Here is a 26,541-nt window from a genome sequence, read left to right on the forward strand (position 1 = left end):
GTGTAATAATGCCATATTAAGAGATATTAAGAGATTGTATCGAGATGGAAGAACATTACAGACTTGGGCAGTATATCTACAGTTGCTGACATCACTAGAGCGTTCGGAGAGCGGAGAAGACTGAGAGACCGCTCGTCGACCGGACGTCAGTGCTCAGTACGACTTCGCGAAGAAGGCCGTCTCGGTCGCCTCCTCCTCGCAGATGGCGCACGAACAGCCCTCGGCGACGGCGTCGAGTTTCCGGTCGTCGTCGTCCTCGAACGGGACCATCACGATCTCGGCGGCGATGGTCTCTTTGATCTCGGTCTCACACTCCTCGTTCCCGCACCACGGCGCGCGGACGTAGCCGCCGTGCTGGCCGATGGTACCGAGGATGTCTGCGCGGTCCTCCGCGTCGCGGACGTTCTCGTCGAGGTTCTCCTCCGCGCGGGCGTACAGTTTCGCGTACACCTCGTCGAAGTGGTCTTCGACGGCGTCGACGATCTCACTTCGGTCTTCGACGAGCTGTTCGCCGTCGGGACGGTGGACGACGGTGATCTCCTCGTCGTCGACCTCGTTCGGCCCGATCTCGAAGCGGACGGGGACGCCCTTCAGCTCCCACTCGTTGAATTTGAAGCCGGGGTTGCGCTCGTCGCGGTCGTCGAGTTCGACGCGGACGCCTGCCTCGGCGAGTTCGTCGCGGAGTTCCCGCGCGTAGTCGAGCACCTTCTCCTCGGTGTCCTCCTGCCAGATGGGGACGATAACGACCTGCTCGGGGGCGACTGTCGGCGGGACGACGAGCCCCTGGTCGTCGCTGTGAGTCATGATGAGTGCGCCGAGCGAGCGCCACGACAGCCCCCACGACGTCGTGTGAGCGGGACGCTCCTCCTCCTCTTCGTCCGAGAACGTGATGTCGAACGCGGCGGCGAAGGAGGTGCCGAGGTAGTGGCTGGTGCCGGCCTGGACGGACTTCCCGTCGGGCATCAGCGCCTCGACGGTCGTCGTCGTGTGCGCGCCGGGGAACTTGTCGTGTTCGGGTTTCTTCCCCTCCATGACTGGGATGGCCAGGTCGTCCTCGTACAGCGAGTGGTACTGGCCGAGACGGGTCATCGTCTCCTCGTAGGCCTCCTCTTGCGTCTCGTGGGCAGTGTGCCCCTCCTGCCAGAGGAACTCCTTCGTGCGGAAGAACGGCTTCGTGTCCGTGGCCTCCCAACGCACGACCGAACACCACTGGTTGACCCGAAGCGGCAGGTCGCGGTGACTGCGGATCCACTGGGCCATGTACGGGGCGATGATCGACTCGCTGGTCGGGCGGACCGCGAGCCGTTCTTCCAGTTCGTTGTGGCCACCGTGGGTGACCCACGCGACCTCGGGGTCGAACCCTTCGACGATGTCCTTCTCCCGTTCGAGGTAGCTCTCGGGGATGAACATCGGGAAGTAGGCGTTCTGGACGCCCGTCGCCTTGAACGCGCTGTCGAGGCTGTTCTGGATCGCCTCCCACAGCGCGTAGCCGCGGGGACGGGTGACGATGAAACCGCTCATCCCTTCGGGCCCGTAGTTCGCGAGGCCGGCCTTCTGGACCACCTCGGCGTACCACTCGCCGGTGTTGTACTCCTTCGACTCGGTTATCCCGAGCGCCTGGTCGTCGCTCATTGTCGGTCTCTTTCCCCACTGAACTCTTAAAGCACCCGAAGGTGTGCGAACGACCGTCCCGACGGTCGTCGCGGGCGGACAGTCCCACGGCGTGAGAACTATCACAAGGGTAGATGAGCGTGGGGCGCGTCTCTTCACTCGGTGGAGAGTGATGACACACACGACGGACGAACGACGGGCGGAACTGTGGGTGAACACCCCCGCCGACTCGGGGTACGAGCTGCTGGTCGACCATCTCGACCGACTCGAGGCGGCGGGGACCATCGACGACTACGTCGTCTACCACTGGGGCCACGACCTCGACGTCTCGAGCGACCGACTCCGGTCCGCGGAGGACCAGCTCGCCCGCGAGCGCATCGCCGCGTTCAAACAGTGGGCACAGGAGAACGACTGCACCGTCGCCGGTCTCGGGGAGCGGGTGACGGCCGGCGTCGGGCGGATGGGTCCGGAGTACACCGCGGAGCATCTCCCACCCGTCCTCCTCGCCGAGTACGTCGGCGACGACCTCGAACAAGTCACGCCCTGCTCGGGCGGTGCCGAGCACGTCGTCGAACGACTCGAGACGCTCGGTTCGACGGACGACGCGACACTGGCGGACTCGCCGCCGTCGACAGCGACGACGACGGAGCCAGACACAGCTACCGGTTCCGACCCGGCGCTGACCCGTCCGTCTCGCTGGACGCGGTTGGTCCGTCGCCTACGCTGAACGGACTTCGCCCTTCTTTCCACGACCAGCCCGGGAGCCGCGTCTGGAACCCCGCCGCGAGCGCCGCGTCGAGGTCGTCGACGCCGGCCGCCTCGTCGTCGTCGCCGTGGGTACGGACGTCGGCGACGTGGAACGTCGCCTGTGCGAGCAGCGCGAGCGGTTGCCCGCCCGCGATGGTCGCCGCGAGCTCGCGGCCGAGCACCTCGTCGACGACGAACCCGGGGTAGTCGCGGGCTACGTCGAGCTCTCGGAGGAGCCCGACGTAGCCCGCGACGTTGACCGCGACGTCGCCGTCGGCGAACACGACATCGACCTCGCGCCGGAACTGCGTCTCGGTGATCGCGTCGACCTCGGTCTCGAACAGCTCGCCCAGATGCGCGCGCGTCTCGTTGACGACGTCGACGACGACCGGTGTCCGGTCGAGAACCCACTGTCGCTCGGCCGCGACGGTGTCGGGAGTGACCTTCATACCCTGACGACGGGGCGACGCACCTTGCGCTTTGCGAAGGCTTTTATAATAACGGGGTTATACTGCCGACTAAGCGGGTTTTCACTGCCTCTTCCCGCAGTTGAGCGCCTATCCAACCGTATTGGAACAGTATGCTCTCTCAGACGGCCGGTCACGAACTCGCTGCGACCGTTCGAGGGTGTCCGTCCGACCCGACCTGTTTCGAGGGGGCAGAACCCCGACCTATCACACGACGAACCGGACGGGAAGTTTCGACATATGAGTTCAGTAGACAAGCAACTTGAACAACTGAAAGCAGAGATCGAGAGCGAACTACCGAGCGACATCACGGTGTCCGACGTCAAGTACGAAGGACCCGAACTCGTCGTCTACACGCGCCATCCGAAGGAGTTCGCCCGGAACGGCGACCTCATCCGGAAACTGGCGAGCAAGCTCCGCAAGCGAATCACGGTCCGCCCCGACCCCGACGTTCTCTCCGACCCCCGAAAGGCCGAGGAGCGCATCATGGACGTCATCCCCGAGGAGGCCGGCGTCACCGACCTCGACTTCCACGCCGACACCGGCGAGGTCGTCATCGAGGCCGCGAAACCCGGCATGGTCATCGGCCGCCACGGGTCGACGCTCCGGCAGATCACACAGGAGGTCGGCTGGACGCCCGAGGTCGTTCGCACGCCGCCCATCGAGTCGTCGACGGTCTCGAACGTCCGGAACTTCCTCAAACAGGAACGCGAGGAACGCCGCGACATCCTCGAGCGCGTCGGTCGGCAGATCCACCGCGAGGAGATGTCGCAAGACGAGTGGGTCCGCATCACCACCCTCGGCTGCTGTCGCGAGGTCGGCCGCGCGAGCTTCATCCTCTCGACGCCCGAGACGCGCGTCCTCATCGACTGCGGCGACAAGCCGGGAGCGGAAGGCGAGGTTCCGTACCTCCACGTCCCCGAGGCGCTGGGTGGCGGCGCGAACACCATCGACGCCGTCGTCCTGACGCACGCTCACCTCGACCACTCCGCGCTCATCCCGCTGCTGTTCAAGTACGGCTACGACGGCCCGATCTACTGTACGGAGCCGACTCGCGACCTGATGGGGCTCCTGACGCTCGACTATCTCGACGTCGCGACCAAGGAAGGCCGTACGCCGCCGTACGAGTCGGAGATGGTGCGCGAGGCGATCAAACACTGTATCCCGCTGGAGTACGGCGACGTCACCGACATCGCCCCCGACGTGAAGCTCACCTTCCACAACGCGGGCCACATCCTCGGATCGGCCGTTTCGCACTTCCACATCGGCGACGGCCTCTACAACGTCGCGTTCTCGGGCGACATCCACTACAAAGACACCCGCCTGTTCAACGGCGCGGTCAACGACTTCCCGCGCGTCGAGACGCTCGTCCTCGAGTCGACCTACGGCGGTCGCAACGACTACCAGACCGACCAGGAGGACTCCGAGCAGAGCCTCATCGACACGATCAACCAGATCTACGACGAGGGCGGAAAGGTGCTCATCCCGGCGTTCGCCGTCGGCCGGTCCCAGGAGATCATGCTCGTCCTCGAAGAGGCGATGCGCTCCGGGAAGATCCCCAGCATGCCGGTCCACCTCGACGGGATGATCTGGGAGGCGACGGCCATCCACACCACCTACCCCGAGTATCTCCGCGACGACCTCCGTGACCGCATCTTCCACGAGGACGAGAACCCGTTCCTCGCCGAGGAGTTCAACCACATCGACGGCGGCGAGGAGGAGCGACAGGAGGTCACCGACGACGGGCCGGCGATCATCCTCTCGACATCCGGGATGGTCACCGGCGGCCCCATCATGTCGTGGCTCCGCCACCTCGGGACGGACCCCGACTCGACGCTCGTCTTCGTCGGCTACCAGGCACAGGGGACGCTCGGTCGTCGCATCCAGAACGGGTGGGACGAGATCCCCGTCTCGGACCCCAACGACCCCGGCCGGTCGAGCACGCTCACGCTCAAGATGAACGTCGAGACGGTCGACGGCTTCTCCGGTCACGCCGACCGCAACGGACTCGTCAACTTCGTGAAGACGATGAACCCCCGACCCGAGAAGGTGCTCTGTGTCCACGGCGACGAACGCTCCGTACAGGACCTGAGCTCGTCGCTCTACCACGACTTCAACATGCGTACGTTCGCCCCGAAGAACCTCGAGACGTTCCGGTTCAAGTAGCCGATCGTCGTCGAAACGCGCCGAACGTGCGCGTCAGTCGCTTTCTACTCGCCGTCGACGTAGGCCAACTGCAGGTCCGAATCGGTCAGTCGCTCGCGGAGCAGCTCCTCACGGTCGCCGAGGAGACGGAACTCGAACTCGTCGTTCCCGCGGGACACCTGCATGTCGAGGGTCGTCACGTCGGCGGTGAACTCCCGTTCGACGACGTCCGGCTCCCAGTCGTCGCGGACGGCGGCCACGCCGTAGTCGGCGTAGGCGACGTGGGTGGACTCGGCCACCAACCCGTCGGCGTCGTACACGTCGGCGGAGATGCCCTCGTTGCTCTCGGTCTCTGCGATCTCGACGGTGTACGTCTCCATCGACATGCCCGACCGTTCGCTCGCCTGCCGCTTCAGTCTGCGGGCCGGCCGTCGCCGCTGCCCCCGAGTCGCGAACGAGAAGTCGGCTCGCTGCCACTCCGATCCGTGAACCGAACCACGAGACCTTTCTGAGTGACCTGCGAAGAGACCGATCGAACCGTCGGTTACGGACACGTCGACGGCTCCCACCATGACCAGACGCCTCGAACTCGCCGCCGTCGTGAGCGTGACTCTTCTCGTCCTCAGCTCCTGCCCGTTGCTGTTCGCGCTCGAACCGCACGCCGCCTCCCCGTCTCCGAACGTCGACCACGACGTCGACGCGGAGGTAGTCGACCTACAAGCGGCCGGCGACTGGACCGGGTCGACGCTCGTCACGACACCGCTGATGTCGACGACGTCCGACGTCGTCGCCCCGGTTCGGCACGCACTGACGCCGGTCGCCGTGTCCGTCCAGCAGGGTGCCGTCCAGTCGGGCGAGGTCGACCCGCTCGAGAACGATACGCGGAGGCGCATCTACGAGGCCGTCGAACGAGCGCCCGGGACGTACGTCGCGCGACTCGTCGAGCGGACGTCGATCCCGCGCTCGACGGTTCGCTACCACCTGCGCGTGCTCGCCGACGCCGGACTCGTGACGAGCGAGGCGGTGCGCGGTAAACAACGGTACGTCGCGTCGGGGGACGACGCCGACGCCACGCTCGCGGCCGCGTACACCGACGAGGCGACGGCAACTCTCCTCGACGCTCTCCGACGGACGATGCCGGTGACGGTGTCCGAACTCGCCGACGAGATCGACCGGACGCCCGGGACGGTGTCGCACCATCTCGACCGACTGGAGTCGGAGGGCCTGGTCGAACGCGAACGGGTCGGTAACGCGGTGATGAACACGCTCGCTGGCCCCGCCCGCGACGTGGTCGTCGACGGGTCGCCGGACGGAGACGACTACTCCGCCGTCCCCTCCGACGACTGATCGGACCGCGTCGGAAACGGCGGTGGCCGACTCTCACCCGGCGGTCGTCTGTTTTGACGAACCGGTCAGAACCCCCTTTGTTCTCTCCCCGAACCGTACACGTGGGGAGGGCGACTCCGACTGCCCTCTCGACCCGTAATAGAACTGTTCGACACAGACAACACCGCTGTGACCTCACAACACGACACAGATGACAAGATCCACGACGCGCCGAACGAGCGTTCGACACCGCCGCGCTAGTTTCGTCGCCGAACCGACGCACACCGCGCTCGAAGCCGAGGAACACGTCTTCACCGCCTACCGAGCGGTATCGACGCCGCACCGCCGGCCACTGTGGTTGGAACACACGATCCGCGTCGACCCGACGGCCGGGGCGGACGACGAACTCGTCCTCTCGGTCAGCGAGCGCTACTACGATCACGAGGCGAGCGCCGCCGGCAGCGGTATCGACTACGAGGTGTCCCGTCCCGTCCGCGGCTACCGGAAACCGCTGTCGCGTCGCGAACTCGGCCGCCTCGTCCGAGCCTGGTACGAAGACGCTCACCCCTCTCCCGACGAGGAGACGACCGGGCAGGAACGCGATCGCTCCGACGCGCCCGACCGTCGAACCGACGCGCCCGACCGTCGGGTGGTGGTGTGAGATGCGCTCGTGTCGGAACTGCGGTTCGGACGTCTCGGTGAGATACGTACGCGTGTTCGCGCCCGAGGGATTCGAGAACCCCCGGGTCTGTCCACACTGTGAGGACAAACTCCGCGACGGGGGGACCGTCCGCGAGGCCCGCTCGTCCCGGTCGGCCTGAGTGAGACCGGGCGACACCGTCGGGTCGTCCTACCACACGGGGTTTCAAGACTACGCGTCGCGAGTCGACTCCCATGAAACTCGCGCTCATCGCGCACGACGAGAAGAAGCCGGAACTCATCGAGTTCGCGCAGGAGCACAGCCGTCACCTCGAGGCGTTCGACATCATGGCGACCGGGACGACGGGGAAGAAACTGATGGAGGCGACCGAGCTCGACATCGAACGCAAGGCGTCGGGGCCGCTGGGCGGCGACATGCAGATCGGCGCGGAAATCGCCGACGGCGAGTGCGAGGCGGTCATCTTCCTGCGCGACCCGCTGACCGCCCAACCACACGAACCCGATATCTCGGCACTCATGCGCATCTGTGACGTCCACGACGTGCCGCTGGCGACGAACCTGTCGACCGCCGACGCGGTGCTGGCGAAGATCGCCGACTGAAGCCGGTCAGTCGGCCTTCGCGGGGTCGACGACGGTCTCGTCGACTTCGTCGACGCCGACCCGGTCACAGTAGTCGTACAGCGGACAGGCCTCCGGCCCGTCGAGACAGGCCGGTTTCCGCGCCGAACAGTACTCCCGTCCGAACTGGATCATCGCCGTGTGGCCGAAGCCGCATTTCTCGGGTGGAACGTCGCGTTCGAGAGACTGCCGTACTTCCTCGTGGTCGGCGTCAGCCGGTGCCAACCCCATCCGTCGGGCGATGCGGTGGACGTGGGTGTCGACGGGGAAGACGCCGCCGCGGCCTCCCGAGAACAGCAACACGCAGTCGGCCGTCTTCGGGCCGACGCCGTGGATCTCGAGGAGGCGGTCCCGGACTGTCCCGGGATCCTCCTCCCGGACGAACGCGTCGAACCCCTCGGCCCCGCCGAACTCCGCGACGATCTCCTCGGCGGCGCCGACGATCATCTCGGACTTCTGGTTGTACAACCCCGCAGACTGGATGGTCTCGGCCAGCTCGGACTGCTCGGCGTCCGCGAGCGTCGCCGCGAGGTCGCCGCCGCCGTAGCGGTTCAGCAGGCTGTCGTGGGCGGGCTGGCTAGCCTTGTCGCTCGTGTTCTGGCTGAGGATCGTCCGCACGAGACAGGTGAACGCGTCCTGTCCGCCGTAGGCTGTCTGCCAGTATAGTTCGCCGAGCGCGTCGACGACGGCCGCCGCACGGCTGTCGGCGTCTTCGGGTGCGAACTCGGTGTCGACGCCGCCGCTACCGACGCCGCCGCTGATGTTTTCGGCGGGTTCTTCGGGCATAGCTGTGTGTGCGGTCGGCGACCGCAAAAGTGCGCTGGCAAGGAAACGTCTCACTACCCCGCACGCCCGAAGCGGGTCGTTACTCGACCGAGACGGTCAGCGTCAACTCCGCACCGTCGGCGAGCGCGGCGACGAGTTCGCGGTCGAACCCCTCGGCGGCGGCGTCGGCGCGGATCATGAAGGTCCGGTCGTCGGTGTGGTCGCTCGTGCGGCCGACCATACTGCGGGCGTTCTCGAAGGAGAGCTCCGGGTGGCCGCGGCCGACGACGGTCTCGGTCAGACCGTCGACCTCGAACGTGGCGGTGACGGTCGCCTCCTTGTCCCGACAGGCGTCGACGAACGCGTCGTCGAAGTCTGCGGGAGTGCGGTCGGCGTCGACGGCGAGGATACAGTCGCCGGCCGGCGTGAGCCAGTCGTCGCTCGTCACCTCGAACGTGCTCGCGTGCTGTGCGGAGACGTGTTCGTGTCCGCGCGCGTGGACGACTTCTTCCATGTCCGAAGGTGGGAGGGTCGCCGGCAAAGGACTGACGTTCCGTCCCCGTGGGCGACGGGAGCGAACGCTCGGTAGTTTATATACCTCTCCGCAACAGTGTGAACGTCACACATGGCCGTGTCGAGCGGCGTGGTAGCCATTTTCACCCACCACCCCCACCGAAGTATTTATATGTCGGTCGTGTATATGTACGGGTACCAGAGCGCCTCCGGCGTTCCGGCGGCATCGCACGCAGAATGATCGGGAATTCTTATAATCGGCCGGTCGCACTTCGACGAGTAGCCGCCGCCACCGGAGCGGTGATGGTATCGAGGTTTGATTAAGCATGGCAGTAGTAGAAGAATTCGACATCGAAGAACTCGACGAGTCGAAAAACGTCGAACTCACAGACGAACAGCTCGAAAGCGGTTCTAAAGGAAAACTCATCAAGCTCGCCGGTCAGCTCCGCGACCGACGAAACGAGCTCAACCAGATGGCCTCCGAGCGCGCCTCCAAGCGCGACGACCTGAACGCCAAGACGCGCGAGAAGGTCGACGAGGCCCAGGAGCACCGCGAGAAGCGCGACGAGCTCAACGAGCAGGTCCAAGAACACAAAGAGAGCCGCAACGAGCTCAACGCGAAGGCCAACGAACTCTTCGACCAGGTCGAGGAGATGAAAGGCGACCTCGAGCTCGACGACGGGAAGGGGCTCGAAGAGCTCAAAGAGGAGATCGAGCAGCTCGAGTTCCGTCAGCAGACCGAGGTTCTCTCGACCGAAGACGAGCGCGAGCTCATCGAGAAGATCGAGAACAAACGCGAGCAGTACCAGCAGAAGAAAGACAAGGTCGACGACAGCGGTGAACTCGAGGAGCTCGTCGAGGAGGCCGAGGAGGTCCGTTCGGAGGCGTCCCAGCACCACCAGAAGGTGACGGAGCTCGCCGACAAGGCCCAGGAACACCACAACCAGATGATCGAGGCCTACCGCGAGGCCGACGACATCCGTGACAAGGCCGACGAGATGCACGAGCTGTTCGTGCAGGCTCAGGAAGCCGCCGACCGCCACCACGAGGACTTCGTCCGCGTCCAGAAGCGCCTCCGCGAACTCGACAAGCAGGAGGAGGAAGAGCGGAAGGACGAGCGCGCCGAGAAGCGCGAAGAGGCCAAGGCCGAGGCCGAAGAGATCTACCAGAAGTTCAAGGAAGGCGAAACCCTCGACACCGAGGACCTGATGAAGCTCCAGAAGACGGGGCTGCTCTAAGTTCGACGTTTTCGTCTCTCGCTTTTAGTTTTATACCGCCCGCGCCCCGAGCGGTAGCCATGAGTACACAGGTGAGCTGTCGTGGCTGACGGAGCGACCCACGTCGGGAGAGTCCTCGTCGTCCTCGCGGCGACGGTCGTCGCGGGCGTCGTCGGGTGGGTGCTGTTCGTCGGCTTCCCGACCGATCTGGCCGAGCTGTTCGGCGTCCTCTTGGTCGTCGGTACCGTCCTGTACGGTGCCAGACTCGGAAGTCGTATCGCGAGCCAGCGGTTCCCGGACTACAACGTCGCGGAGGTCGCCGTCGAGGGACCGATCTCGCGCGACGGGAGCCCCGGGTCGTTCCCGGCCCGTCCCGGCGGCGCGAGCGCCGACGAGATCGTCGATCTCATCGAGTCGGCCGACGCGGACGATCACGCGGAGGCGCTGCTCGTGAAACTCGACACGCCGGGCGGGGCGGTCGTCCCGAGCGACGACATCCGACACGCCGCGGCGGCGTTCGACGGTCCGACGATCGCGTACACGACGGACGTGTGTGCGAGCGGCGGCTACTGGATCGCCAGCGGCTGTGACGAGCTGTGGGCGCGCGACGCGAGCATCGTCGGGAGCATCGGCGTCATCGGCTCGCGTCCGAACGTCTCGGAGCTCGCAGACCAGCTAGGCGTCTCCTACGAACGGTTCGCCGCCGGGAAGTACAAGGACGCGGGTCAGCCGCTGAAGAAGCTCTCCGAAGACGAACGGGCGTATCTCCAGGGGATCATCGACGACTACTACGAGAACTTCGTCGAGCGCGTCGCGGAGGGACGCGACATGGACCCCGCGGCGATCCGCGATACCGAGGCGCGCGTCTACCTCGGCGAGGAGGCGCTCGCACTCGGGCTGGTCGACCACCTCGGGGCGCGCGACGACGTCGAGCGGCGAGTCGAGGACCTGCTCGGCGAGGAGGTGTCGGTCTCGACGTTCGAACCACAGCGGGGGCTGACCGATCGGCTCCGCGGCGGCGCGGCGACCGTCGCCTTCGCGCTCGGTGCCGGCGTCGCGAGCGCCGTGAGCCCGGACGACGGGTTCGACTTCCGCCTGTGAACCGACCGGGAGGGTTTTTACACGTGCCGACCACGCCACAGACGTGACCACGCTGGTCGTCTGTGTCGACCGCTCGAACGACATCAGTCAGAAGACCGGCCTCGAACTGCCCGTCTCGGGGTGGGAGGCGGTCCACGCGCTGGTGACGGACGTCGGGCTGGCAGATCCGGAGGATTCGAGCGTCAACTGTCTGCTCGAGTCGCTCCGCGTCGCACGCGACCTCCGGGACGAACAGGAGGACGCCGTCGTCGCCGTCGTCGGCGGCGTCGGTGACTCGCTCGTCGGCACGGACCGATCGGTCGCCGGCCAGCTAGACCAGCTCGTCGAGACGTACGACCCCGACTCGGCGATCGTCGTCATCGACAGCGCACAGGACGAACGGGTGGTCCCCATCGTGGAGAGTCGACTCACCGTTGATTCGGTCGACCGCGTCGTCGTCCGGCAGGCACACGACATCGAGTCGACCTACTACCTGCTGAAGCAGTTTCTCGGCGACGAGGAGCTCCGCTCGACCGTGCTGGTCCCGCTCGGTATCGGTCTCTTACTCCTGCCGCTGCTCCTCCTGCAGTTCGGCCCGGAGGTCGCGCTCGCGGCGCTCGCGTCGTTGCTCGGGGCCGTCCTCCTCTACAAGGGGCTGGCGATCGACGACCGGCTCGCGACGGCCGTCGAACGCGGTCGGGACGCGCTCTACTCGGGACAGGTGTCGATCGTCACCTACGTTGTCGCGGCGGGGCTGGCGCTCGTCGGCGTGTTCCTCGGCGCGCTCGCCGCCCAGGGGGTGGGGACCGACGCCGAGTACGTTCAGGTGCTCCTGTTCGCTTACCGGAGCGTCCCGTGGTTGGCGCTCGCCGCCCTCACCGCGAGCACGGGGCGACTGCTCGACGAGTTCATCCAGTCGGACGGGGCCGGAGCACCCTACCTCAACCTCCCGTTCGGCGTCGTCGCGGTCGGACTAGTCGTCCGCGGGTTCTCGGGGTATTTCCTCGAACAGGAGTCGGTCTTGGCACATCTCCGACTTCCGAACGGACTCGTCCTCACGCCGACCGAACGGCTCGCCGTCTTCGTCGTCTCCGGCCTCGTCGTCAGTCTGATCGGCGTCAGCGTCACCGCACGGATGAGCGACGAGACGCTCGACGACGTCGTCGACCAGTGAGCGGCCGACTGTGTACCCGCGCGGCTTTTGCCGGTCGGTGACCTCTGTTAACACGTGAAGTCGGAGACGGTGTACCGGGAGGTCCAACGGTTCCGCCAGCCGTCGCTCTGGCTTCTCGTCGTCGCTACGGCGTCCGTCTTTCTCGCGTTCGGCGTGAGCGAGGCACAGACGCTCGCCGCACGACTACTCTGTGTCGCCGTCGCAGTCGTGCTCGTCGTCGGTTTCGGAGCGACGCGGTTGACGACCGAAGTGACCGACGAGGAAGTGACCGTCAGTTTCCCCCCGTTCACGCACCGGAAGCGGATCTCTCTCGACGAGATCCGACACGTCGAACGTCACGTCTACCGTCCGGCGACGCCGCTCGGTCACTGGGGAGTCCACGTCGGACTCGGTTCTCCCCGGTCGTACAACGTCAGCGGCGAGGAAGGTGTCGAACTCGTCTACGGTGAGAACCGACGGCTCGTCGTCGGGTCGAGACGGCCGGAGGAACTCGTCGACGCCGTCCGTCGGCTGCAGCGATGACGTCGGTGACGCCGTCGATGTGTCGTCGGCGACGCGGTTCAGCGAACCGCGCGGTACTCGCCGTGTTTGATGCCGACGACGAGCGCGAGCACGCCGAACAGCGCGATGCCGACGCTGACGCCGATGCTTATGCCCGATGGCATCGGGCTGGTGACGGTTCCGCCGATGATGACGAGCAGTGGGACGGTGAACAGGAGGACCGTCTTCGGGAGATCGAACTCCATGTGTGAGACGGGGGACCGAACGGGAGTAAGCGTTACGCAGGCGGAACCCGTCGCTCCCGTCAGAGCCGGCCGGTTCGGGGCCGGACGACGTCTGCGAGCGTAACGACGACGCCGAACAGCCACCCCAGCGGGACGGCGAGCCCGAACCACATCGCGACGTAGGCGACACCCCGGAGGTCGAACCGCTGGCGGAGCAGGACGTCGAGCCCACCGACGGAGAACACGGTGTCGAGGAGCCGGACGGCCAGCGACTGACTGATCGGGAAGACCACGCTCGCTATCGACGGGGCGTAGAGTGCGGCGACCACCGGGGGGAGAAACAGTGCGGTCATCGCCGTCGGATCCGCGAAGAACACGCTCGTGGCTCGACCGCCGACCCGGCCGAAGACGACGGCGAGTGCGGCCGCCACCGTGGCGACGACGCTCGCGGCGAGTACCGCGAGAAAGCCGCTCTGTGAGAACCGCAGATGGGCGACAGCGGTGAGTCCGCCCCAGACGACGAGCGAGAGGAGACCGACGCCGAGGACGCCGAGACGGGTACCGGCGCTGTCGAGGCGGCGCGCGTGGAACCGTATCAGCATCCCGGCGAGGAGGAGCGGATAGCCGAAGACGACGAGCGGGAGGCCGACCGTCGCCCAGCCGACGTAGCCCGTCTTTTCCATCGTCGTCTCGGGGTGCCACTTCCCCAGCACGCGACTCGGATCGAGCTGTCTGGGAAAGAGTAGCTCCATCCACGTCGCGTGGAGACGTGCGAGATCGATCCGGATCGCACCGAGGATGCCCGGCCGTGTCGACTCCATCGACCAGGAGTGTCTGGTCGGACAACGTAAATGTATGTTTTTCCGAAACGAACGAGCGAGGCCGTTCTCGCCGGAGCGTCGCGCTACCAGGGAGCGAAGTCGGGGTCGACGCGACGGTCGGTCTCGTCCATCCCGTCGATCTTCTCGACGTCTTCGTCGTCGAGGTCGACCGCGAGCGACTCCCAGTTGTTGCGGATGTGGTCCTCGCTTGTCGCCTTCGGGATGGCCGTGACGCCCTTCTCACGGAGCCACGCCAGACTCACCTGTGCGGCGCTGGCGTCGTGTTTGTCGGCGACGTCCTGGATCGTCTCGTTCTCGAAGATCTCGCCGCGGGCGAGCGGCGAGTACGCGACGACCTCGATGTCGAGCTCGTCGGCCTTCGAGCGGATCTCCTCCTGCGGAAGCAGCGGGTGGAGTTCGACCTGGTTGGCGAAAATCGGTTCCTCGGAGACGTCGACGGCCTCTTCCATGTGTTCGGGCTGGAAGTTGCTGACGCCGATCCGGTCGACGAGCCCCTCGTCGACGAGTTCGTTGAACGCGCCGAGCGTCTCCTCGGGGTCGTACGTCCGCGATGGCCAGTGAACGTACAGCAGATCGACCGAGTCGACGCCGAGTTTGTCGAGACTCTCCTTCGTCGTCTCGACGACGCCGTCGTGGTCGAGATGGTCGATCCAGACCTTCGTCGCGAGGAAGATCTCCTCTCGGTCGACGTCGGCGGCGGCGATCCCCTCGCCGACCTGCTCCTCGTTGCCGTACGCCTGCGCGGTGTCGATGTGACGGTAGCCCATCTCCAGTGCTTGCTGTACGGACTCCGCACACTGGCCGTCCTCGGTGTTCTCCCACGTCCCGAGGCCGAGCATCGGCATCCCGTTCGCGCGCTCGACGGTGTCGGCCGAGAGTTCTTGTTGCGACATACACGACAGGAGGAGCGTAAGCCGAAAAGGGGTTGCGACCGGGTAGTATCCTGCCGGTTCCGGCGTGGTACCACGAAACAGGCCCGCCGAATAAACCAAAAACTGCGATATCAAATGAGTCCGACCCTCCCCCGGAGGGGTGGTGGCACTAGACGCTCCAGAGGATCGTTCTCCTCGACGCCGTTAGAAGCAGAAACTACTGTTGACGGCTGGAACAGTCGACGACTCGACCCCGGAGACGAGAACGTCGGGAACCGACACGACGAGCGGGATCACTGTCTCACCGGGTCGGTCGGAAAAAGTAGCGCGGCGGCGGCCGTCGGTCGCGACCCCGAGAGTCGAGGGTTACGCCGACTGGACGGCCTCGACCAGTTCCACGTAGTCCGGTTCGTTCTCCGGGCTGTCGGCGACCCACTCGTAGCTGACGGTGCCGTCGTCGTCGAGGATGTAGACGGCGCGGTTGGCGACGCCGTACAGTCCGAGATCCGCGATGTCGGTCTTCAGCTCGTACGCCTGGATGGTCTCGCGGCTCATGTCGCTGACGAGCGGGAACGAGAGGTCGTGCTCGTCGCGGAACGCGTTGAGACTGAACGGCGAGTCGGCGCTCACCCCGTACACCGACGCACCGGCGTCTTCGAAGTCGTCGAGATGATCCTCGAGGGCGACCATCTCGTTCGAACACGGCGGCGTGAACGCACCGGGGAAGAACGCCAAGACGACCGGCCCGTCACCGGTGTGCTCCGAGAGGGTGAACTCCTCGACGTCTCCGTTTGCGACCTTGTTCGTGAAGTCAGGTGCGCTGTCGCCTGTCGCTGGCATACCTCCGTGTTGGTGTCGAAGCCGTGTAAAAGAGTGGTTGACAGATGGGTTCTCCGAAGGCGTGGGCCTTTTATTGCTGAACGAGTCCCGAGAGATTCATCTGTTCTCCGCCTCGGGAATCGCCTGCGAGGTGACCTTTTTGTCTCGCGCGTCCCGAGAGACGGTATGACCGAGATCGACGTCGACAGCCTGCTGCCGAACGCGCGCGTGAAGCAATCCGTACTGGACGGCGACATCACGCAACTCACTCGTGGTGCGAGCAACCGCTACGCCGAGGAGGGAGACACGTTCACCATCGAGGAGGAGACGTTCGAGGTCGTGAGCGTCGAACGGCGGACACTCGGCGAGTTCACCGACGAGGACGCACGGAGAGAGGGTTCGGAGTCGCTGGCGGCGTACAAAGATCGGATGGAGCGCGTCCACCGAGGCGACTTCGAGTGGGACGACAGCGACGAGGTTCTGACGTACCGGTTCGAGCGACAGCGCTGAATCGGCACTGTCGGCACGGGGACGGGGACGCTCGGCCCCGTGTCTCGTCCGTGGCAGTCGAATCACATCGGAGAGCTACGCGTCGAGCGACTCCGACCGCGGGAGTGTCGTCGCGTCGACGTTCGTTTCACGCTCCTCGGCTGCACCGTCACCTTCGACTGTCGACCTCGACTCGCCGCTCGAGTTGCCGTGTTCGGGGTTCCGACGTCGTCCCGTCCACTCGAACCCGTGGTGAGACGGCCGGCTACCGATCCGACTGTGAGATGCGCGCTACTACGGAGAACCCTCTGTGTGTGGGTATCGTCCGCAGGCAACGTGCCGATTCGCGACTACGAAGCCGGAAGGTAGTGAGAGTTTCCAGACTCGGTCCTCTAACTGCCGTTTGATATTGCACTATTAGATTTATCACGCGTCAGATGTGCCGTTCGACCCCACGCACGTCGCTCCAGCGATACGAAAGGTGTGACACCGAGAGCCGACATCCGACTAGCTAGTGGTATAAGGTAACACAGCTCGTACTCCCAGTATGCCGATCTCCGGTTACGACCCCGACGACCTCGAACAGACGCTCGCTGAACGGCTCGCCGAACACGGTCACGAGGAGTTTCTGACCGACGCCGAGCAGAAGCGAGTGAAGGCGGGAGAGAGTCTCGTCGACGTACTCGACGGTGACGACATCGAACGACTCCTCGCCCTCGAAGACCGAGAGTCGACACAGTCGACGGACTGAAAGAGCTCGCCCACAGCCTTCACCGAACGTTTGTAAACACCACCCAAAACGAGGAGCAACATGGAAACCCTGACTCCCGAGAACACGAACGCGCTGGCACATCGCATCGCTGGTGACTCGCTCACCTACGACTGTCCGAACTGCGAGTACGGTGAAGTACTCGTCACTGCACTCATCGAACAACCCGAGGCGGGATGTCTCGACTGCGGGACGCAGTATCGGTTGACGGTCGAACCGGTAGGCGACGACGACGCTTGACCGGCGTCGCGGCTTCCCGTCGACTCGTTCGGACGTCGGCGAGTCGGACGGGTCAGCCAGGACGGAAAACGTGATGACGGCGTTCGACGACGGATCAGAGACTGTCGAGTGCGCCGGCAGCGTCGAGCACACCCGCACCGACGTCGGTACTTCCCTGTCCGTTCGCACCGGTCGCACCCTGCTGGATCGCCCGTTCGACCTGTTTGACGGTCGTGTCGGGAGCCGCCTCACGAACGAGCGCAGCGACGCCAGTCACCTGCGGTGCCGCCATCGACGTCCCCGCGAAGTAGGCGTACGCATCTCCTTCGTAGAGTTCGGGTGGCACCGAGGAGAGAACGAGGTTGGTCGGAAACGGCCACGCGGGGTCGCCGTCGCCGTCGGCGTCCGTGTCGAGCGTCTTCTCTAGCGTCTCGTAGCCGCCACCCGGCGCGCCCACGGCGATCTCGTTCGTGCCGTAGTTCGAGTAGAAGACGAGTTCGTCGTTCGGGCCGGTCGCGCTGACGCTCATCGCCCCGCTGACGCTGTTCGGCGTCGTGAACGTCCCGCCGTGTTGTAGATCGGCACTGGCGTTGCCGGCGCTGACGACGACGACGCTGCCACGGTTGTTGGCGTCGCCGATGACCGTCCGGTAGGCGACGCGGTACCCCTCGCTGTTGTTCTGTGGGGGTTGCGGTGGCGTTCCGATGCTCATGTTCATCGCGTCGACGCCGATGCTCGCGGCGTAGTCGATGGCGGCGAGGATGTCGGCGGTCGTCGTCACCATCCCGAACACCTCCTCGCCGTCCGCGTTCTCGTACGTCGCGTAGTAGAACACGCGCAGGCCGACGAGTTCGGCGTCGGGGGCGGTGCCGGCGATGCCGGTCGTCCCGTCGTTGCTTCCCGCGGCGATCCCGGAGACGTGCGAGCCGTGGCCGCTCACGTCGTCGACGACGTGCCGAGTCGCCCGCTCGCCGCTCGGGAGGACCACCTCGTCCTCGCCGTCGAGCACTTCCCCCCCACGGAACAGGCGACTGGCAGCCAGATTCAGGTTCGGTTCGAGATCGGGATGGTCGACGTCGACGCCGGTGTCGATGACCGCGATAGACGACCCCGCTCCGGTCGCCGTCTCGTGTGCCTCGGGAACGCTCGTCGTCTGTTTGTCCCACTGGAGGTCGTACAGTTCTTCGTCGGTCGTCTCGGCGGCCGCCTGTTGCACCGGGCCGTCGAGTACGAGTCTCAGGTCCGGTACTGCCGCCTTCACGCCGTCGACGTCGGCGACGCCCTCGTCACCCTCGACGACGACGACCCGACCGCCGGCGAGTTCGGTGACGACGTCGTAACCCGCACGCTCGATCTTCTGTGCGACGTTGCTTTCACCGGTGACGACGAACCGATCTCCCGGCGCTGCGGAGACAGTCCCGACGACCGAGAGCGACAGTCCGGCGCCGGCGACACCCTTTACGAAGTTTCGTCTGTTGAGGTTCATGTGGAATCGGTGCTCACGTTCGATGTGAGCAAGTACCACAAGACAACTGTCTCACAGATAAAAGAGTTACTATTAGCAACGTCGAAGGAAGAACAATATCTGTGAGCGATGAGTGAAGTCACATCGATCGCTAGTTGAAGAACGAAATCGCCGAAAACAGAACTCGGAACGAGGAGTTTGCTGCATCGAGACAGCGAAGGGAGTCGATGGCCAAACAGACAACAGACAGACAACGGATTCGAGCGCAATCGTCGTATGACGACGCCACCCTTCCTCGTGATACATCTCGCTCTCGCGAGTCTCTGCTTTTTGACGGGGTTCGAGGCCGTCACCAGAACGCTCCGCGTTCTGGTTGGCTCGCGAGACGCGAAGCGTCTCGTGACCGCCGAAGACGGGCGATGTCGTTCGAGACGGCGGAGCCGTCTCGTGATCCCAGAAACGCCACGCGTTTCTGGGGACCCCCGTTGAAAAAGGTCGGTTAGTAGAACTCGCGGACGAGGTCCATCGCGTCCTCGGGTGCGCCGTCCGGGATCTCCGACATGTTCTCCGTGACACCGTGCTGCTGTTCGTAGGACACGGAGTCCTCTTCCTGGTAGATGACGCCCATGTACTCCTTCGAGGAGTCGAGGATCTTGTCCTTGGCGGCGTCGAAGTCCGAGGAGTCGTGGTCCGTCTCCTGCAGGTCGACGAGCGAGTCGCGGAAGTAGTCGTAAGTGTCGACGTCGTTGAACGTCACACACGGACTGAACGTGTTGACGAAGCCGAACCCGTCGTGCTCGATGGCCTTCTGGATGATCTCCTGGTGACGCAGGGCGTCCGAGGAGAACGACTGAGCGATGAACGTCGCGCCGGCGGCGAGCGCGAGCGCCATCGGGTTGACCGGCGGCTGTTTCGGGCCTTCCGGCGTCGTCGACGTCTGGAAGTCCTCGCGCGAGGTCGGCGAGGCCTGCCCCTTCGTGAGGCCGTAGATGCGGTTGTCCATGACGACGTAGGTCATGTCGACGTTGCGGCGGACCGCGTGGACGAAGTGTCCGGCACCGATGGAGTAGCCGTCACCGTCGCCGCCCGCGACCATCACTTCGAGGTCGGGGTTGGCGAGTTTGACGCCCGTGCCGACCGGGAGCGCACGTCCGTGGACGCCGTGAAGCGCGTAGGAGTGCATGTAGGTCCCGATCTTGCCGGAACAGCCGATCCCCGCCACGACGAACGTGTTGTCGGGGTCGTTGCCGGTCTCGGCCAGCGCCTTCATCATCCCGTTCATCGTGCCGAAGTCCCCACATCCGGGGCACCACGTCGGCTGCTTGTCCGATTTGAAATCGGTGAATCTGACTTCCGAGCTCATGCTTGGAGCGTCTCCTTGATGTTCTCTGCGAGTTCGTCGGCCTTGAACTGCACGCCGTTGTACTTGTTCACGCGCTTGACGCGACGCAGGGCGTCGTGTTCGAGGACGTCCGCGAACTGTCCGCTCTCGTTACACTCGACGACGACGACCTCGTCGGCGTCGCTGATCTCCTCGGAGAGGTCCGGACGCGGGAAGAGATACGGTACCGAGAGGAGGCGGACGTCGACGCCCTCCTCCTCGAGGAACCCCATCGCCTCCACGATAGTCCCCTCGTTGGACCCCCACGTGATGACGAGCTGGTCGGAGTCGGGGTTACCGAACTCGCGCGGGCTCCAGTCCTCACGTTCCTTCGCCGTCTCGACTTTCTTGTTGCGCTTGTCGACCTGTTTGACGCGCATCTCGGTGTCTTCGGTCCGGCGCCCGAGTTCGTCGTGTTCGAGCCCGGTGGACATGTGAGCACCACCCGACGTGCCGGGGAAGGCACGCGGGCTGATACCGTCCTCGGCGAGCGCGTGCGGTTGGAACTGTCCCTTCTCGTTCTGCCACTCGTCGATGGTGTCGTCGTCGACGACGTTGCCGCGTTCGATCTCGACTGCGTCCATGTCGAACGCCTCCGGCGGGAACGTCTGCTCGGTGACGGCCATCGCGAGGTCCGAGAGGACGTACACCGGCGTCTGGTACTTCTCGGCGAGGTTGAACGCCTCGACCGTCTTCCAGAAACACTCGGAGACCGAGGTCGGCGCGAGGACGAACCGCGGGATCTCGCCGTGGCCGCCGAACAGCGCCATGTTGAGGTCGCCCTGCTCCTGTTTCGTCGGCATCCCCGTCGAGGGGCCCGAGCGCATGACGTCACAGATGACGAGCGGCGTCTCGGAGGTGGCGATGAGGCCGAACGTCTCGGCCATGAGGTCGATCCCGGGGCCGGAGGTCGCCGTCATCGACCGCGCGCCGGCGCGTGCGGCACCGAGTGCGATGTTGATGGCGGAGAGTTCGTCTTCGGCCTGGATGACGTGGCCGCCGTACTGCTCGATCCGACCCGTCAGGTACTCCATCACGTTCGTCGCGGGCGTGATGGGGTAGCCGGCGTAGAACCGACAGCCGGCAGCGATGGCGCCCATCCCGATGGCCTCGTCGCCGTTCAGGAGGACGTAGTCGTTGTCCGTTGTCTCGAGGTCGTAGTCGAACTCGTGGTCGAACTCGTCGGCGACGTAGTTCTGCCCTGCGCGAGCAGCTTCTTTGTTGTTGTCGACGAGTTTCTGTCCCTTGCTCCCGAAGCGCTTCTCGAGTGCGCTGTCGAGGTTCTCGATGGGGAAGTCTGTCACCTCACAGGCCGCACCGAGGGCGACGACGTTGCGCATGATGGCACCACCGGCCTCCTCGGCGAGGCTCTTGAGGGGGACGTCCAGCCCGATCATCCCCTCGGGGATCTCGACGTTCTGCATCGAGGTGCGCTCACCGTCGTAGATGATGACGCTACCTTCGTGCAGCTCGTCGAGGTTCTCCTCGATGGTACGCGGTGTCAGCGCGATGAGAACGTCGAGTCGGTCCACGACACTTTGGACCTGGTCAACGGACGTGCGGACTTTGTACGCCGTGTATCCACCGCGGATACGGGAGGCGAAGTCCTTCGACGTGAACACGTGCCGGCCAGCCCTCGAAAGTGCCTGAGCGAAGATCTTCCCTGTGGAGTCGATTCCATCGCCGGCTTCCCCGCCGATGGCCCAGTTGAAGTCCGCAGGCATGTGTCTCGGAGGTTTCCTTTGTCGGATGAAAAGCCTTCTGAAAAACCCGGTCGCCTTCCGGTGGACGAACGGTCAGTTCTGTGATGTGCCTGCCAGACCGTGGCGTGCCACGCCGATACGCGATGAGAAGGCCCTTTGGTCACCCACGAGTAGGACCGCGTATGGACGCTACCGTCACTGTCACTGCCGCTAACCCCGTCGGTCCCGACACCGTCGCCATCGAGTTCGAGTCGCCCGAGGGGTTCGACGCCGAACCCGGTCAGTTCGTCAAGCTCTCGGCCACCATCGACGGCGAGGGGTACGCTCGCTTCTACACGCTCTCCTCTCCGGACGTCTCGGACACCTTCGAGGTCACCGTCGGCATCGACTCCGAGGAAGGCGGACCGTTCAGCGAGTTCCTCGCCGACCTCGGTGAGGGCGACGAGGTGGCGATGTCCGGCCCCTACGGGTCGGATCACTACGAGGGCGAGTCCCGCGTGGTCGTCCTCGCGGGTGGGCCGGGCGTCGGTCCCGCCGTCGCCATCGCCGAGCGCGCGCTCGCCGACGGTCACGAGGCGGCCGTCGTCTACAAAGACGGCGACCCGGCCCACGAGGAGCGACTCACGGCGCTCGAAGCCGCCGACGCCGAGGTCGTCGTCACCGACGGCGACATCACCGACGCCGTCGCCGAGGCGGTTACGGGTGCGGAAGGCGAGCAGGTGTTCGTCTACGGCTTCGCCGCCTTCGTCGACGAGGCGTTAGAGGCGCTGGAAGCCGCCGGCGGCGACGTCGACGGCACGAAGGTCGAGAACTTCGGCTGAAGGCGTCGAGTCACGTCCACGAGACTGTCGCGACGCGGGTCCGCACCCGCACCGGAACCCTGAACGTCTCTTCTCACTCGGCCAGTTCCTCGTTGTCACCATCGAACCGTACCGGAACTCGTACCGCGCGCGGCGTCACGTCGAGTACGTCCTGAACCTCGTGTGTCGGTTCCGAGACAACGGTCCCGTTCCGGTCGACTCCCCGGACGAGTTCGACCTCGATACCCGCTGCGGTCGTGCCCCACACGACGCCGTCGGTCTTCTCGAGTCGCTCGTCGACCACCGCTCGTACGGCGTCGAGGGCGACGTCGACACACTCGTCTTCGGCCTACGACCGGAGCGTCGTCTCCCCGTCGTCGAAACTGACTCCCGAACGATGCACTACGGCCGGGTTCTCGGCACTGATCGCCGGTGCGCGGCCCCGGACGGTCTGTGCAGACGACTCCGAACTCCCCGCTCTCGCCGTCTCGTTCTCGGATGCGACCTCGACCTCTCGTTGCTCCTCGAGGTCGAGTTCGAACTCCTGTCCCTCCGGCGTCCGTACCCCGATGACCTGCACCGGAACCGTGTGCGTCGCCGTCTCGCCGTCGAGCGAGACGGTCGCCGTCACCGATCTCGGAGTGAGATCGAGGAGTTCGTCGAAGGTGACGGGCGGCGCGGAGACGACGGTCCCCTCGTCGTCGACGGTGATCGTGTGCGAGAACTCGACGACCATCCCCGGGAAACTGGAGGCGACGCCCCGGCCGAGACCAGTGTCGTCGCCGTCGAGGTGTCCCTCGACGACGCGCCACGCCGGGTCGAGGGCGGCCTCGGCGCACTGGAGCTGTGACCACCGGCCGAACGGCATCGTGTCGGTCGCGACCACGCTCGACTCGTTCATCAGCGACGGGAACCGGACGGCGTTCTCCTCGGGGAGATAGTCGAGCTCCGGGTCGTCGACGACGACGGTCTCCCCGAGCGTCAGCGGATCGGCCCGCCCCTGTCGTGGGCCGCGTTCGTAGGGACCCGTCGTCCGATCGTAGGCGCGAGCGCCGGTGCTGGCGACGCGGGAGAGGCAGCCGGAGAGACTGAACGAGAGACTACCGACGACGGCGAGGAGGGCGTCCCGTCGAGTGGGCGGCATGTCGCCACGGAGTCGAGAGCGCACTAAGTACTTTCTGTTTCGCTGACTACTCTCATCTAGAGATTGTTCATTTGATATACTAAACTGAGTCTATACTCGATGCAGAGACTGAAAAGACTATACCGCGCGCTGGAGGTGGTCGACCCATGAACCGATCGCCGACACGAGTCGCCGTCCTCGTGCTGACGCTGTGTACCCTGACGGCTCTCTCGCTAGGTGTCGTCCTCGCCGACGGCGACGGACAGTCGATCGTCGTCGACGACGCCGTCGAGACGGAGACGCGGACAGTCACGCTCTTCGAGGAGAACTACACCGTCTCGGAGACCGCGCGCGTGAGCGCCGGTGACGAGTTCTCCGTCGACGTCAGAAACGCCTCGACCACCTACGTCCACCTCTACGACGCCGACGGGGCGCTCCTCGTCGAGTACCCGGTCGGCGTCGGCGAGCCGGCGACGTTCGCGACGGCGAACCGCTCGCCCGGCGAGTACGTCCTCGCGACGCACGACGCCGAGGGGAACTTCGACACCGCCAAACCGCTGGTCGTCACCGCCTACGACACGTCGCTCTCCGCGAGCACCGCATCCGCGGACGGTGAGGCTGCCGAGACCTCCTTCACCGTGAACGCCACCCATCGTGCGGACGCACCCGCCGCAGACGACGTCGTGGTCGTCGTCCGCGGCGACGACGGCGTCACGCGGGTGAACGCCTCCGAGTCGGAGGGAGGGAACTACACCGCGACGACCAATCTCGCGCCCGGCGAGTACCGCGCCTACGCCGAACTCCGCGCCGGCGGCGAGCGCGTAGGGCTGAGCGACATGACGACGGTGACCGTCTCCGACGGAACGGGACAGGGGAGTCAGACCGACGAGACTGACGAGGCGGGCGGGACGAACGGAACCGAGGCCACGACGAGCGAACGCTCGCCGACCGCCTCGGGTGACGACGCGACGGGCGGGATGGCGGAGTTGCTCCCGTCGAGTCTCACCGACGGCCGACTGGCCGAACTGCTGAACACCCCGGCGCTCCTCGCGGGTCTGTTCCTCGGGGGTCTCGTACTCTCGACTGCGGTGTACCAGTTGATCTACTCGCTGCGCCGGTAGCTCCGTTCTCCTTCTCTCCTCTCCGCTCGCGACATCGCTCTCGACGTCGTCGCCCGCGGACCCGAATCCTTAATCAATAGTCCGGCAAAACTTACACGTCATGTACGACGAGGACGACCTCGCGGAGATCCGTGAATCTCGAGACGAGTGGGAGTCGGAGACCCGCGACCCGCTTCTCGACCGCCACGGCGAGCGAAAAGAGCGGTTCGCCACCGTCTCGAACCTCCAGATAGACGACCTCTACACCCCGAACGACGTCGCCGACCTCGACTACGAGGAGGATCTCGGCTTCCCCGGTGAGTTCCCCTACACCCGCGGCGTCTACCCGACGATGTACCGCGGGCGGACGTGGACGATGCGACAGTTCGCCGGGTTCGGCACGGCCGAGGAGACGAACGAACGTTTCCACTTCCTCGTCGAAAACGGACAAACAGGGCTGTCGACGGCGTTCGACATGCCCTCGCTGATGGGGAAGGACTCCGACGACCCGCTCTCGGACGGCGAGGTCGGCAAGGAGGGCGTCGCCGTCGATACGCTCCGCGACATGGAGATCCTCTTCGACGGCATCGACATCGGCGATGTCACCACCTCCTTCACCATCAACCCCTCCGCGCCCGTCGTCTACGCGATGTACGTCGCTCTCGCCGACCAGCGCGGCGTCTCGCGCGAGCAGATCGGGGGTACCTTCCAGAACGACATGCTGAAGGAGTTCATCGCGCAGAAGGAGTGGGTCATCCCGCCGGAACCGTCGCTGAAACTCGTCACCGACACCGTCGAGTTCGCCGCCGCGGAGACGCCGCGCATCCGACCGATCTCCGTCTCGGGGTACCACATCCGCGAGGCCGGGTCGACGGCGGTACAGGAGCTCGCGTTCACTCTCGCCGACGGGTTCGCCTACGTCGAGGACGCGGTAGAGCGCGGGATGGACGTCGACGAGTTCGCCCCGCAACTCTCCTTCTTCTTCAACTCCCACAACTCCATCTTCGAGGAGGTCGCGAAGTTCCGGGCCGCCCGACGCATCTACGCCCGCGTGATGGACGAGTGGTACGGTGCCGAAGACGAGCGCTCGAAGCAGCTGAAGTTCCACACCCAGACGGCGGGACAGTCGCTGACGGCTCAACAGCCGCTGAACAACATCGTCCGGGTGACGATCCAGGCGCTGGCGGGCGTCCTCGGCGGCACTCAGTCGCTGCACACCAACTCCTTCGACGAGGCGATGGCGCTTCCCAGCGAGGAGGCGGTCCGCGTCGCCCTGCGCACTCAGCAGATCATCGCCGAGGAGTCCGGCGCGGCCGACAGCGTCGACCCGCTGGCGGGCAGTTTCATGGTCGAGTCGCTCACCGACGAGGTGGAGGCCGAGACGATGGCCTACATCGAGGAGATCAAAGAGATGGGCGACGGCTCCGTCCGCGACGGCGTGCTCGCCGGCATCGAGGAGGGGTACTTCCACCGCGAGATCCAGGACGCCTCTTACGAGTACCAAGAGCGCGTCGAGGAGGGCGAAGAGGTCGTCGTCGGCGTCAACAAGTATAGCAGCGACGAGGACACCGAGACCGACCTGCTGCACGTCTCCGACGAGGTACAGCAGCGGCAGCTCGCCCGACTCGACGAGGTCAAAGCCGAACGCGACGACGAGGCCGTCGAGGCCGCTCTCGACGAACTCCGCGAGACCATCGAGAACGAGGAGAACGTCATGCCCGTGCTCGTCGACGCCGTGAAGGCCTACGCCACCATGGGCGAGATCATGGACGTCTTCGAGGCGAAGTACGGTGCGTACCGCGAGAAGATCGGGTTGGCCTGAGCAGGCAACGTCTCGAGCGCGGCGGCGTGAGCAGGTCTGCGACCCTCCCGTGGACGGGGGGTTCGGCGTTCGTCGTTTTCTCCGCTTCG

At 65.4% G+C, this 26,541-nt stretch carries 30 protein-coding genes; 16 read left to right on the forward strand and 14 right to left on the reverse strand.

Going from position 1 to position 26,541, the window contains the following annotated elements:
* Nucleotides 1-153: 153 nt before the first annotated feature.
* Nucleotides 154-1,632 (reverse strand): proline--tRNA ligase, encoded by a 1,479-nt coding sequence (gene proS, locus BSG17_RS04225; RefSeq protein ID WP_089821358.1) that lies wholly within the window; start codon nucleotides 1,630-1,632, stop codon nucleotides 154-156.
* Nucleotides 1,633-1,783: 151 nt separating this feature from the next.
* Between proS and BSG17_RS04230 the strand changes: the two genes are divergently transcribed.
* On the forward strand, nucleotides 1,784-2,338 hold the full coding sequence (locus BSG17_RS04230; protein WP_089821360.1) for an HTH domain-containing protein: 555 nt from the start codon (nucleotides 1,784-1,786) through the stop codon (nucleotides 2,336-2,338).
* On the opposite strand, the gene BSG17_RS04235 is transcribed toward BSG17_RS04230, so the two are convergent.
* Nucleotides 2,271-2,807: a DUF7984 family protein gene (locus tag BSG17_RS04235; RefSeq protein ID WP_089821362.1), complete on the reverse strand. Its 537-nt coding sequence runs from the start codon at nucleotides 2,805-2,807 to the stop codon at nucleotides 2,271-2,273. The genes BSG17_RS04230 and BSG17_RS04235 overlap by 68 nt on opposite strands.
* Nucleotides 2,808-3,065: 258 nt before the next feature.
* Between BSG17_RS04235 and BSG17_RS04240 the strand changes: the two genes are divergently transcribed.
* Nucleotides 3,066-4,991, forward strand: a complete 1,926-nt coding sequence (locus BSG17_RS04240; protein WP_089821364.1) for a beta-CASP ribonuclease aCPSF1 — start codon at nucleotides 3,066-3,068, stop codon at nucleotides 4,989-4,991.
* A 44-nt stretch (nucleotides 4,992-5,035) separates the two neighbouring features.
* On the opposite strand, the gene BSG17_RS04245 is transcribed toward BSG17_RS04240, so the two are convergent.
* Entirely contained in the window at nucleotides 5,036-5,356 is a 321-nt protein-coding gene (locus BSG17_RS04245) for a hypothetical protein (RefSeq protein WP_089821984.1), read from the reverse strand.
* 184 nt (nucleotides 5,357-5,540) lie between these two features.
* Here BSG17_RS04245 and BSG17_RS04250 point away from each other — a divergent pair, with 184 nt between their 5' ends.
* The 4 genes from BSG17_RS04250 to BSG17_RS04260 all read left to right on the forward strand — a co-directional run bounded on the left by BSG17_RS04250 (nucleotide 5,541) and on the right by BSG17_RS04260 (nucleotide 7,556).
* The gene (locus tag BSG17_RS04250; protein WP_089821366.1) at nucleotides 5,541-6,317 is read left to right on the forward strand and encodes a winged helix-turn-helix transcriptional regulator; all 777 of its coding nucleotides are present in this window, start codon (nucleotides 5,541-5,543) and stop codon (nucleotides 6,315-6,317) included.
* A gap of 190 nt (nucleotides 6,318-6,507) precedes the next feature.
* Nucleotides 6,508-6,957, forward strand: a complete 450-nt coding sequence (locus BSG17_RS04255) for a hypothetical protein (RefSeq protein ID WP_089821368.1) — start codon at nucleotides 6,508-6,510, stop codon at nucleotides 6,955-6,957.
* A 1-nt stretch (nucleotide 6,958) separates the two neighbouring features.
* The gene (locus BSG17_RS28205; protein ID WP_449271711.1) at nucleotides 6,959-7,117 is read left to right on the forward strand and encodes a DUF7563 family protein; all 159 of its coding nucleotides are present in this window, start codon (nucleotides 6,959-6,961) and stop codon (nucleotides 7,115-7,117) included.
* A 73-nt stretch (nucleotides 7,118-7,190) separates the two neighbouring features.
* Nucleotides 7,191-7,556, forward strand: a complete 366-nt coding sequence (locus BSG17_RS04260; protein ID WP_089821370.1) for a methylglyoxal synthase — start codon at nucleotides 7,191-7,193, stop codon at nucleotides 7,554-7,556.
* 6 nt (nucleotides 7,557-7,562) lie between these two features.
* On the opposite strand, the gene BSG17_RS04265 is transcribed toward BSG17_RS04260, so the two are convergent.
* A complete protein-coding gene (locus BSG17_RS04265) occupies nucleotides 7,563-8,360 on the reverse strand; it encodes an endonuclease III domain-containing protein (protein WP_089821373.1) in 798 nt (265 codons plus the stop codon).
* Between the two features lie 79 nt (nucleotides 8,361-8,439).
* A complete protein-coding gene (locus BSG17_RS04270) occupies nucleotides 8,440-8,853 on the reverse strand; it encodes a DUF371 domain-containing protein (RefSeq protein WP_089821374.1) in 414 nt (137 codons plus the stop codon).
* Between the two features lie 325 nt (nucleotides 8,854-9,178).
* Between BSG17_RS04270 and BSG17_RS04275 the strand changes: the two genes are divergently transcribed.
* The 4 genes from BSG17_RS04275 to BSG17_RS04290 all read left to right on the forward strand — a co-directional run bounded on the left by BSG17_RS04275 (nucleotide 9,179) and on the right by BSG17_RS04290 (nucleotide 12,845).
* Nucleotides 9,179-10,090 carry a coiled-coil protein gene (locus tag BSG17_RS04275; protein WP_089821377.1) on the forward strand — a complete coding sequence of 304 codons (912 nt, stop codon included), beginning with the start codon at nucleotides 9,179-9,181 and terminating at the stop codon, nucleotides 10,088-10,090.
* A gap of 81 nt (nucleotides 10,091-10,171) precedes the next feature.
* Nucleotides 10,172-11,170 carry a signal peptide peptidase SppA gene (gene sppA / locus BSG17_RS04280; RefSeq protein WP_089821380.1) on the forward strand — a complete coding sequence of 333 codons (999 nt, stop codon included), beginning with the start codon at nucleotides 10,172-10,174 and terminating at the stop codon, nucleotides 11,168-11,170.
* A gap of 43 nt (nucleotides 11,171-11,213) precedes the next feature.
* Entirely contained in the window at nucleotides 11,214-12,323 is a 1,110-nt protein-coding gene (locus BSG17_RS04285) for a DUF373 family protein (protein ID WP_089821382.1), read from the forward strand.
* 54 nt (nucleotides 12,324-12,377) lie between these two features.
* On the forward strand, nucleotides 12,378-12,845 hold the full coding sequence (locus tag BSG17_RS04290; RefSeq protein WP_089821384.1) for a hypothetical protein: 468 nt from the start codon (nucleotides 12,378-12,380) through the stop codon (nucleotides 12,843-12,845).
* A 38-nt stretch (nucleotides 12,846-12,883) separates the two neighbouring features.
* Here the strand turns inward: BSG17_RS04290 and BSG17_RS04295 are convergent, their stop codons facing one another.
* From BSG17_RS04295 to BSG17_RS04310, 4 genes are all read right to left on the reverse strand, one after another.
* Entirely contained in the window at nucleotides 12,884-13,069 is a 186-nt protein-coding gene (locus BSG17_RS04295; RefSeq protein WP_089821387.1) for a DUF7333 family protein, read from the reverse strand.
* A 59-nt stretch (nucleotides 13,070-13,128) separates the two neighbouring features.
* Entirely contained in the window at nucleotides 13,129-13,869 is a 741-nt protein-coding gene (locus BSG17_RS04300) for a hypothetical protein (RefSeq protein ID WP_089821389.1), read from the reverse strand.
* 83 nt (nucleotides 13,870-13,952) lie between these two features.
* Nucleotides 13,953-14,783, reverse strand: a complete 831-nt coding sequence (locus BSG17_RS04305; protein ID WP_089821391.1) for an aldo/keto reductase — start codon at nucleotides 14,781-14,783, stop codon at nucleotides 13,953-13,955.
* Between the two features lie 345 nt (nucleotides 14,784-15,128).
* Complete coding sequence (locus BSG17_RS04310) at nucleotides 15,129-15,602, reverse strand: redoxin domain-containing protein (RefSeq protein ID WP_089821393.1); 474 nt, start codon at nucleotides 15,600-15,602, stop codon at nucleotides 15,129-15,131.
* 165 nt (nucleotides 15,603-15,767) lie between these two features.
* Here BSG17_RS04310 and BSG17_RS04315 point away from each other — a divergent pair, with 165 nt between their 5' ends.
* The 3 genes from BSG17_RS04315 to BSG17_RS04325 all read left to right on the forward strand — a co-directional run bounded on the left by BSG17_RS04315 (nucleotide 15,768) and on the right by BSG17_RS04325 (nucleotide 17,079).
* Nucleotides 15,768-16,091, forward strand: coding sequence for an ASCH domain-containing protein (locus BSG17_RS04315; protein WP_089821395.1), 324 nt, complete (start codon nucleotides 15,768-15,770; stop codon nucleotides 16,089-16,091).
* Nucleotides 16,092-16,617: 526 nt separating this feature from the next.
* A complete protein-coding gene (locus tag BSG17_RS04320; protein WP_089821397.1) occupies nucleotides 16,618-16,821 on the forward strand; it encodes a DUF8027 family protein in 204 nt (67 codons plus the stop codon).
* Nucleotides 16,822-16,881: 60 nt separating this feature from the next.
* Nucleotides 16,882-17,079 carry a hypothetical protein gene (locus BSG17_RS04325; protein WP_089821399.1) on the forward strand — a complete coding sequence of 66 codons (198 nt, stop codon included), beginning with the start codon at nucleotides 16,882-16,884 and terminating at the stop codon, nucleotides 17,077-17,079.
* A gap of 94 nt (nucleotides 17,080-17,173) precedes the next feature.
* Here BSG17_RS04325 and BSG17_RS04330 read toward each other — a convergent pair whose 3' ends face one another.
* The 3 genes from BSG17_RS04330 to BSG17_RS04340 form a co-directional block, all read right to left on the reverse strand.
* Entirely contained in the window at nucleotides 17,174-18,544 is a 1,371-nt protein-coding gene (locus BSG17_RS04330) for a S8 family peptidase (RefSeq protein ID WP_089821401.1), read from the reverse strand.
* Nucleotides 18,545-19,022: 478 nt separating this feature from the next.
* Complete coding sequence (locus BSG17_RS04335; protein ID WP_089821403.1) at nucleotides 19,023-19,886, reverse strand: 2-oxoacid:ferredoxin oxidoreductase subunit beta; 864 nt, start codon at nucleotides 19,884-19,886, stop codon at nucleotides 19,023-19,025.
* Nucleotides 19,883-21,628, reverse strand: a complete 1,746-nt coding sequence (locus BSG17_RS04340; RefSeq protein ID WP_089821405.1) for a 2-oxoacid:acceptor oxidoreductase subunit alpha — start codon at nucleotides 21,626-21,628, stop codon at nucleotides 19,883-19,885. Before BSG17_RS04340 ends, BSG17_RS04335 begins: the two co-directional genes overlap by 4 nt.
* 161 nt (nucleotides 21,629-21,789) lie before the next feature.
* On the opposite strand from BSG17_RS04340, the gene BSG17_RS04345 reads away from it, so the two are divergent.
* On the forward strand, nucleotides 21,790-22,428 hold the full coding sequence (locus tag BSG17_RS04345; RefSeq protein WP_089821408.1) for an FAD-dependent oxidoreductase: 639 nt from the start codon (nucleotides 21,790-21,792) through the stop codon (nucleotides 22,426-22,428).
* 73 nt (nucleotides 22,429-22,501) lie between these two features.
* On the opposite strand, the gene BSG17_RS04350 is transcribed toward BSG17_RS04345, so the two are convergent.
* Together BSG17_RS04350 and BSG17_RS04355 are read right to left on the reverse strand one after the other, a co-directional pair.
* Nucleotides 22,502-22,711: a hypothetical protein gene (locus BSG17_RS04350; protein ID WP_089821410.1), complete on the reverse strand. Its 210-nt coding sequence runs from the start codon at nucleotides 22,709-22,711 to the stop codon at nucleotides 22,502-22,504.
* Nucleotides 22,712-22,756: 45 nt separating this feature from the next.
* Complete coding sequence (locus BSG17_RS04355) at nucleotides 22,757-23,551, reverse strand: hypothetical protein (RefSeq protein ID WP_089821412.1); 795 nt, start codon at nucleotides 23,549-23,551, stop codon at nucleotides 22,757-22,759.
* A 146-nt stretch (nucleotides 23,552-23,697) separates the two neighbouring features.
* Between BSG17_RS04355 and BSG17_RS04360 the strand changes: the two genes are divergently transcribed.
* A complete protein-coding gene (locus tag BSG17_RS04360; RefSeq protein ID WP_089821414.1) occupies nucleotides 23,698-24,651 on the forward strand; it encodes a hypothetical protein in 954 nt (317 codons plus the stop codon).
* 100 nt (nucleotides 24,652-24,751) lie between these two features.
* Entirely contained in the window at nucleotides 24,752-26,452 is a 1,701-nt protein-coding gene (locus BSG17_RS04365; protein ID WP_089821416.1) for a methylmalonyl-CoA mutase family protein, read from the forward strand.
* The last annotated feature ends 89 nt before the right edge of the window (nucleotides 26,453-26,541 follow it).

It is taken from the genome of Halogranum amylolyticum, assembly GCF_900110465.1.
GTDB lineage: Archaea > Halobacteriota > Halobacteria > Halobacteriales > Haloferacaceae > Halogranum > Halogranum amylolyticum.

Coding starts and splice junctions, on each gene's coding strand:
- BSG17_RS04295 (WP_089821387.1), bottom strand. CDS start 13,069: ATGGAGTTCGATCTCCCGAAGACGGTCCTCCTGTTCACCGTCCCACTG.
- BSG17_RS04355 (WP_089821412.1), bottom strand. CDS start 23,551: ATGCCGCCCACTCGACGGGACGCCCTCCTCGCCGTCGTCGGTAGTCTC.
- BSG17_RS04305 (WP_089821391.1), bottom strand. CDS start 14,783: ATGTCGCAACAAGAACTCTCGGCCGACACCGTCGAGCGCGCGAACGGG.
- BSG17_RS04340 (WP_089821405.1), bottom strand. CDS start 21,628: ATGCCTGCGGACTTCAACTGGGCCATCGGCGGGGAAGCCGGCGATGGA.
- BSG17_RS04365 (WP_089821416.1), top strand. CDS start 24,752: ATGTACGACGAGGACGACCTCGCGGAGATCCGTGAATCTCGAGACGAG.
- BSG17_RS04265 (WP_089821373.1), bottom strand. CDS start 8,360: ATGCCCGAAGAACCCGCCGAAAACATCAGCGGCGGCGTCGGTAGCGGC.
- BSG17_RS04345 (WP_089821408.1), top strand. CDS start 21,790: ATGGACGCTACCGTCACTGTCACTGCCGCTAACCCCGTCGGTCCCGAC.
- BSG17_RS04320 (WP_089821397.1), top strand. CDS start 16,618: ATGCCGATCTCCGGTTACGACCCCGACGACCTCGAACAGACGCTCGCT.
- BSG17_RS04245 (WP_089821984.1), bottom strand. CDS start 5,356: ATGTCGATGGAGACGTACACCGTCGAGATCGCAGAGACCGAGAGCAAC.
- BSG17_RS04240 (WP_089821364.1), top strand. CDS start 3,066: ATGAGTTCAGTAGACAAGCAACTTGAACAACTGAAAGCAGAGATCGAG.
- BSG17_RS04315 (WP_089821395.1), top strand. CDS start 15,768: ATGACCGAGATCGACGTCGACAGCCTGCTGCCGAACGCGCGCGTGAAG.
- BSG17_RS04275 (WP_089821377.1), top strand. CDS start 9,179: ATGGCAGTAGTAGAAGAATTCGACATCGAAGAACTCGACGAGTCGAAA.
- BSG17_RS04235 (WP_089821362.1), bottom strand. CDS start 2,807: ATGAAGGTCACTCCCGACACCGTCGCGGCCGAGCGACAGTGGGTTCTC.
- BSG17_RS04300 (WP_089821389.1), bottom strand. CDS start 13,869: ATGGAGTCGACACGGCCGGGCATCCTCGGTGCGATCCGGATCGATCTC.
- BSG17_RS04230 (WP_089821360.1), top strand. CDS start 1,784: ATGACACACACGACGGACGAACGACGGGCGGAACTGTGGGTGAACACC.
- BSG17_RS04310 (WP_089821393.1), bottom strand. CDS start 15,602: ATGCCAGCGACAGGCGACAGCGCACCTGACTTCACGAACAAGGTCGCA.
- proS (WP_089821358.1), bottom strand. CDS start 1,632: ATGAGCGACGACCAGGCGCTCGGGATAACCGAGTCGAAGGAGTACAAC.
- BSG17_RS04255 (WP_089821368.1), top strand. CDS start 6,508: ATGACAAGATCCACGACGCGCCGAACGAGCGTTCGACACCGCCGCGCT.
- BSG17_RS04250 (WP_089821366.1), top strand. CDS start 5,541: ATGACCAGACGCCTCGAACTCGCCGCCGTCGTGAGCGTGACTCTTCTC.
- BSG17_RS04360 (WP_089821414.1), top strand. CDS start 23,698: ATGAACCGATCGCCGACACGAGTCGCCGTCCTCGTGCTGACGCTGTGT.
- BSG17_RS04335 (WP_089821403.1), bottom strand. CDS start 19,886: ATGAGCTCGGAAGTCAGATTCACCGATTTCAAATCGGACAAGCAGCCG.
- BSG17_RS04270 (WP_089821374.1), bottom strand. CDS start 8,853: ATGGAAGAAGTCGTCCACGCGCGCGGACACGAACACGTCTCCGCACAG.
- BSG17_RS04325 (WP_089821399.1), top strand. CDS start 16,882: ATGGAAACCCTGACTCCCGAGAACACGAACGCGCTGGCACATCGCATC.
- BSG17_RS04330 (WP_089821401.1), bottom strand. CDS start 18,544: ATGAACCTCAACAGACGAAACTTCGTAAAGGGTGTCGCCGGCGCCGGA.
- BSG17_RS04260 (WP_089821370.1), top strand. CDS start 7,191: ATGAAACTCGCGCTCATCGCGCACGACGAGAAGAAGCCGGAACTCATC.
- BSG17_RS28205 (WP_449271711.1), top strand. CDS start 6,959: ATGCGCTCGTGTCGGAACTGCGGTTCGGACGTCTCGGTGAGATACGTA.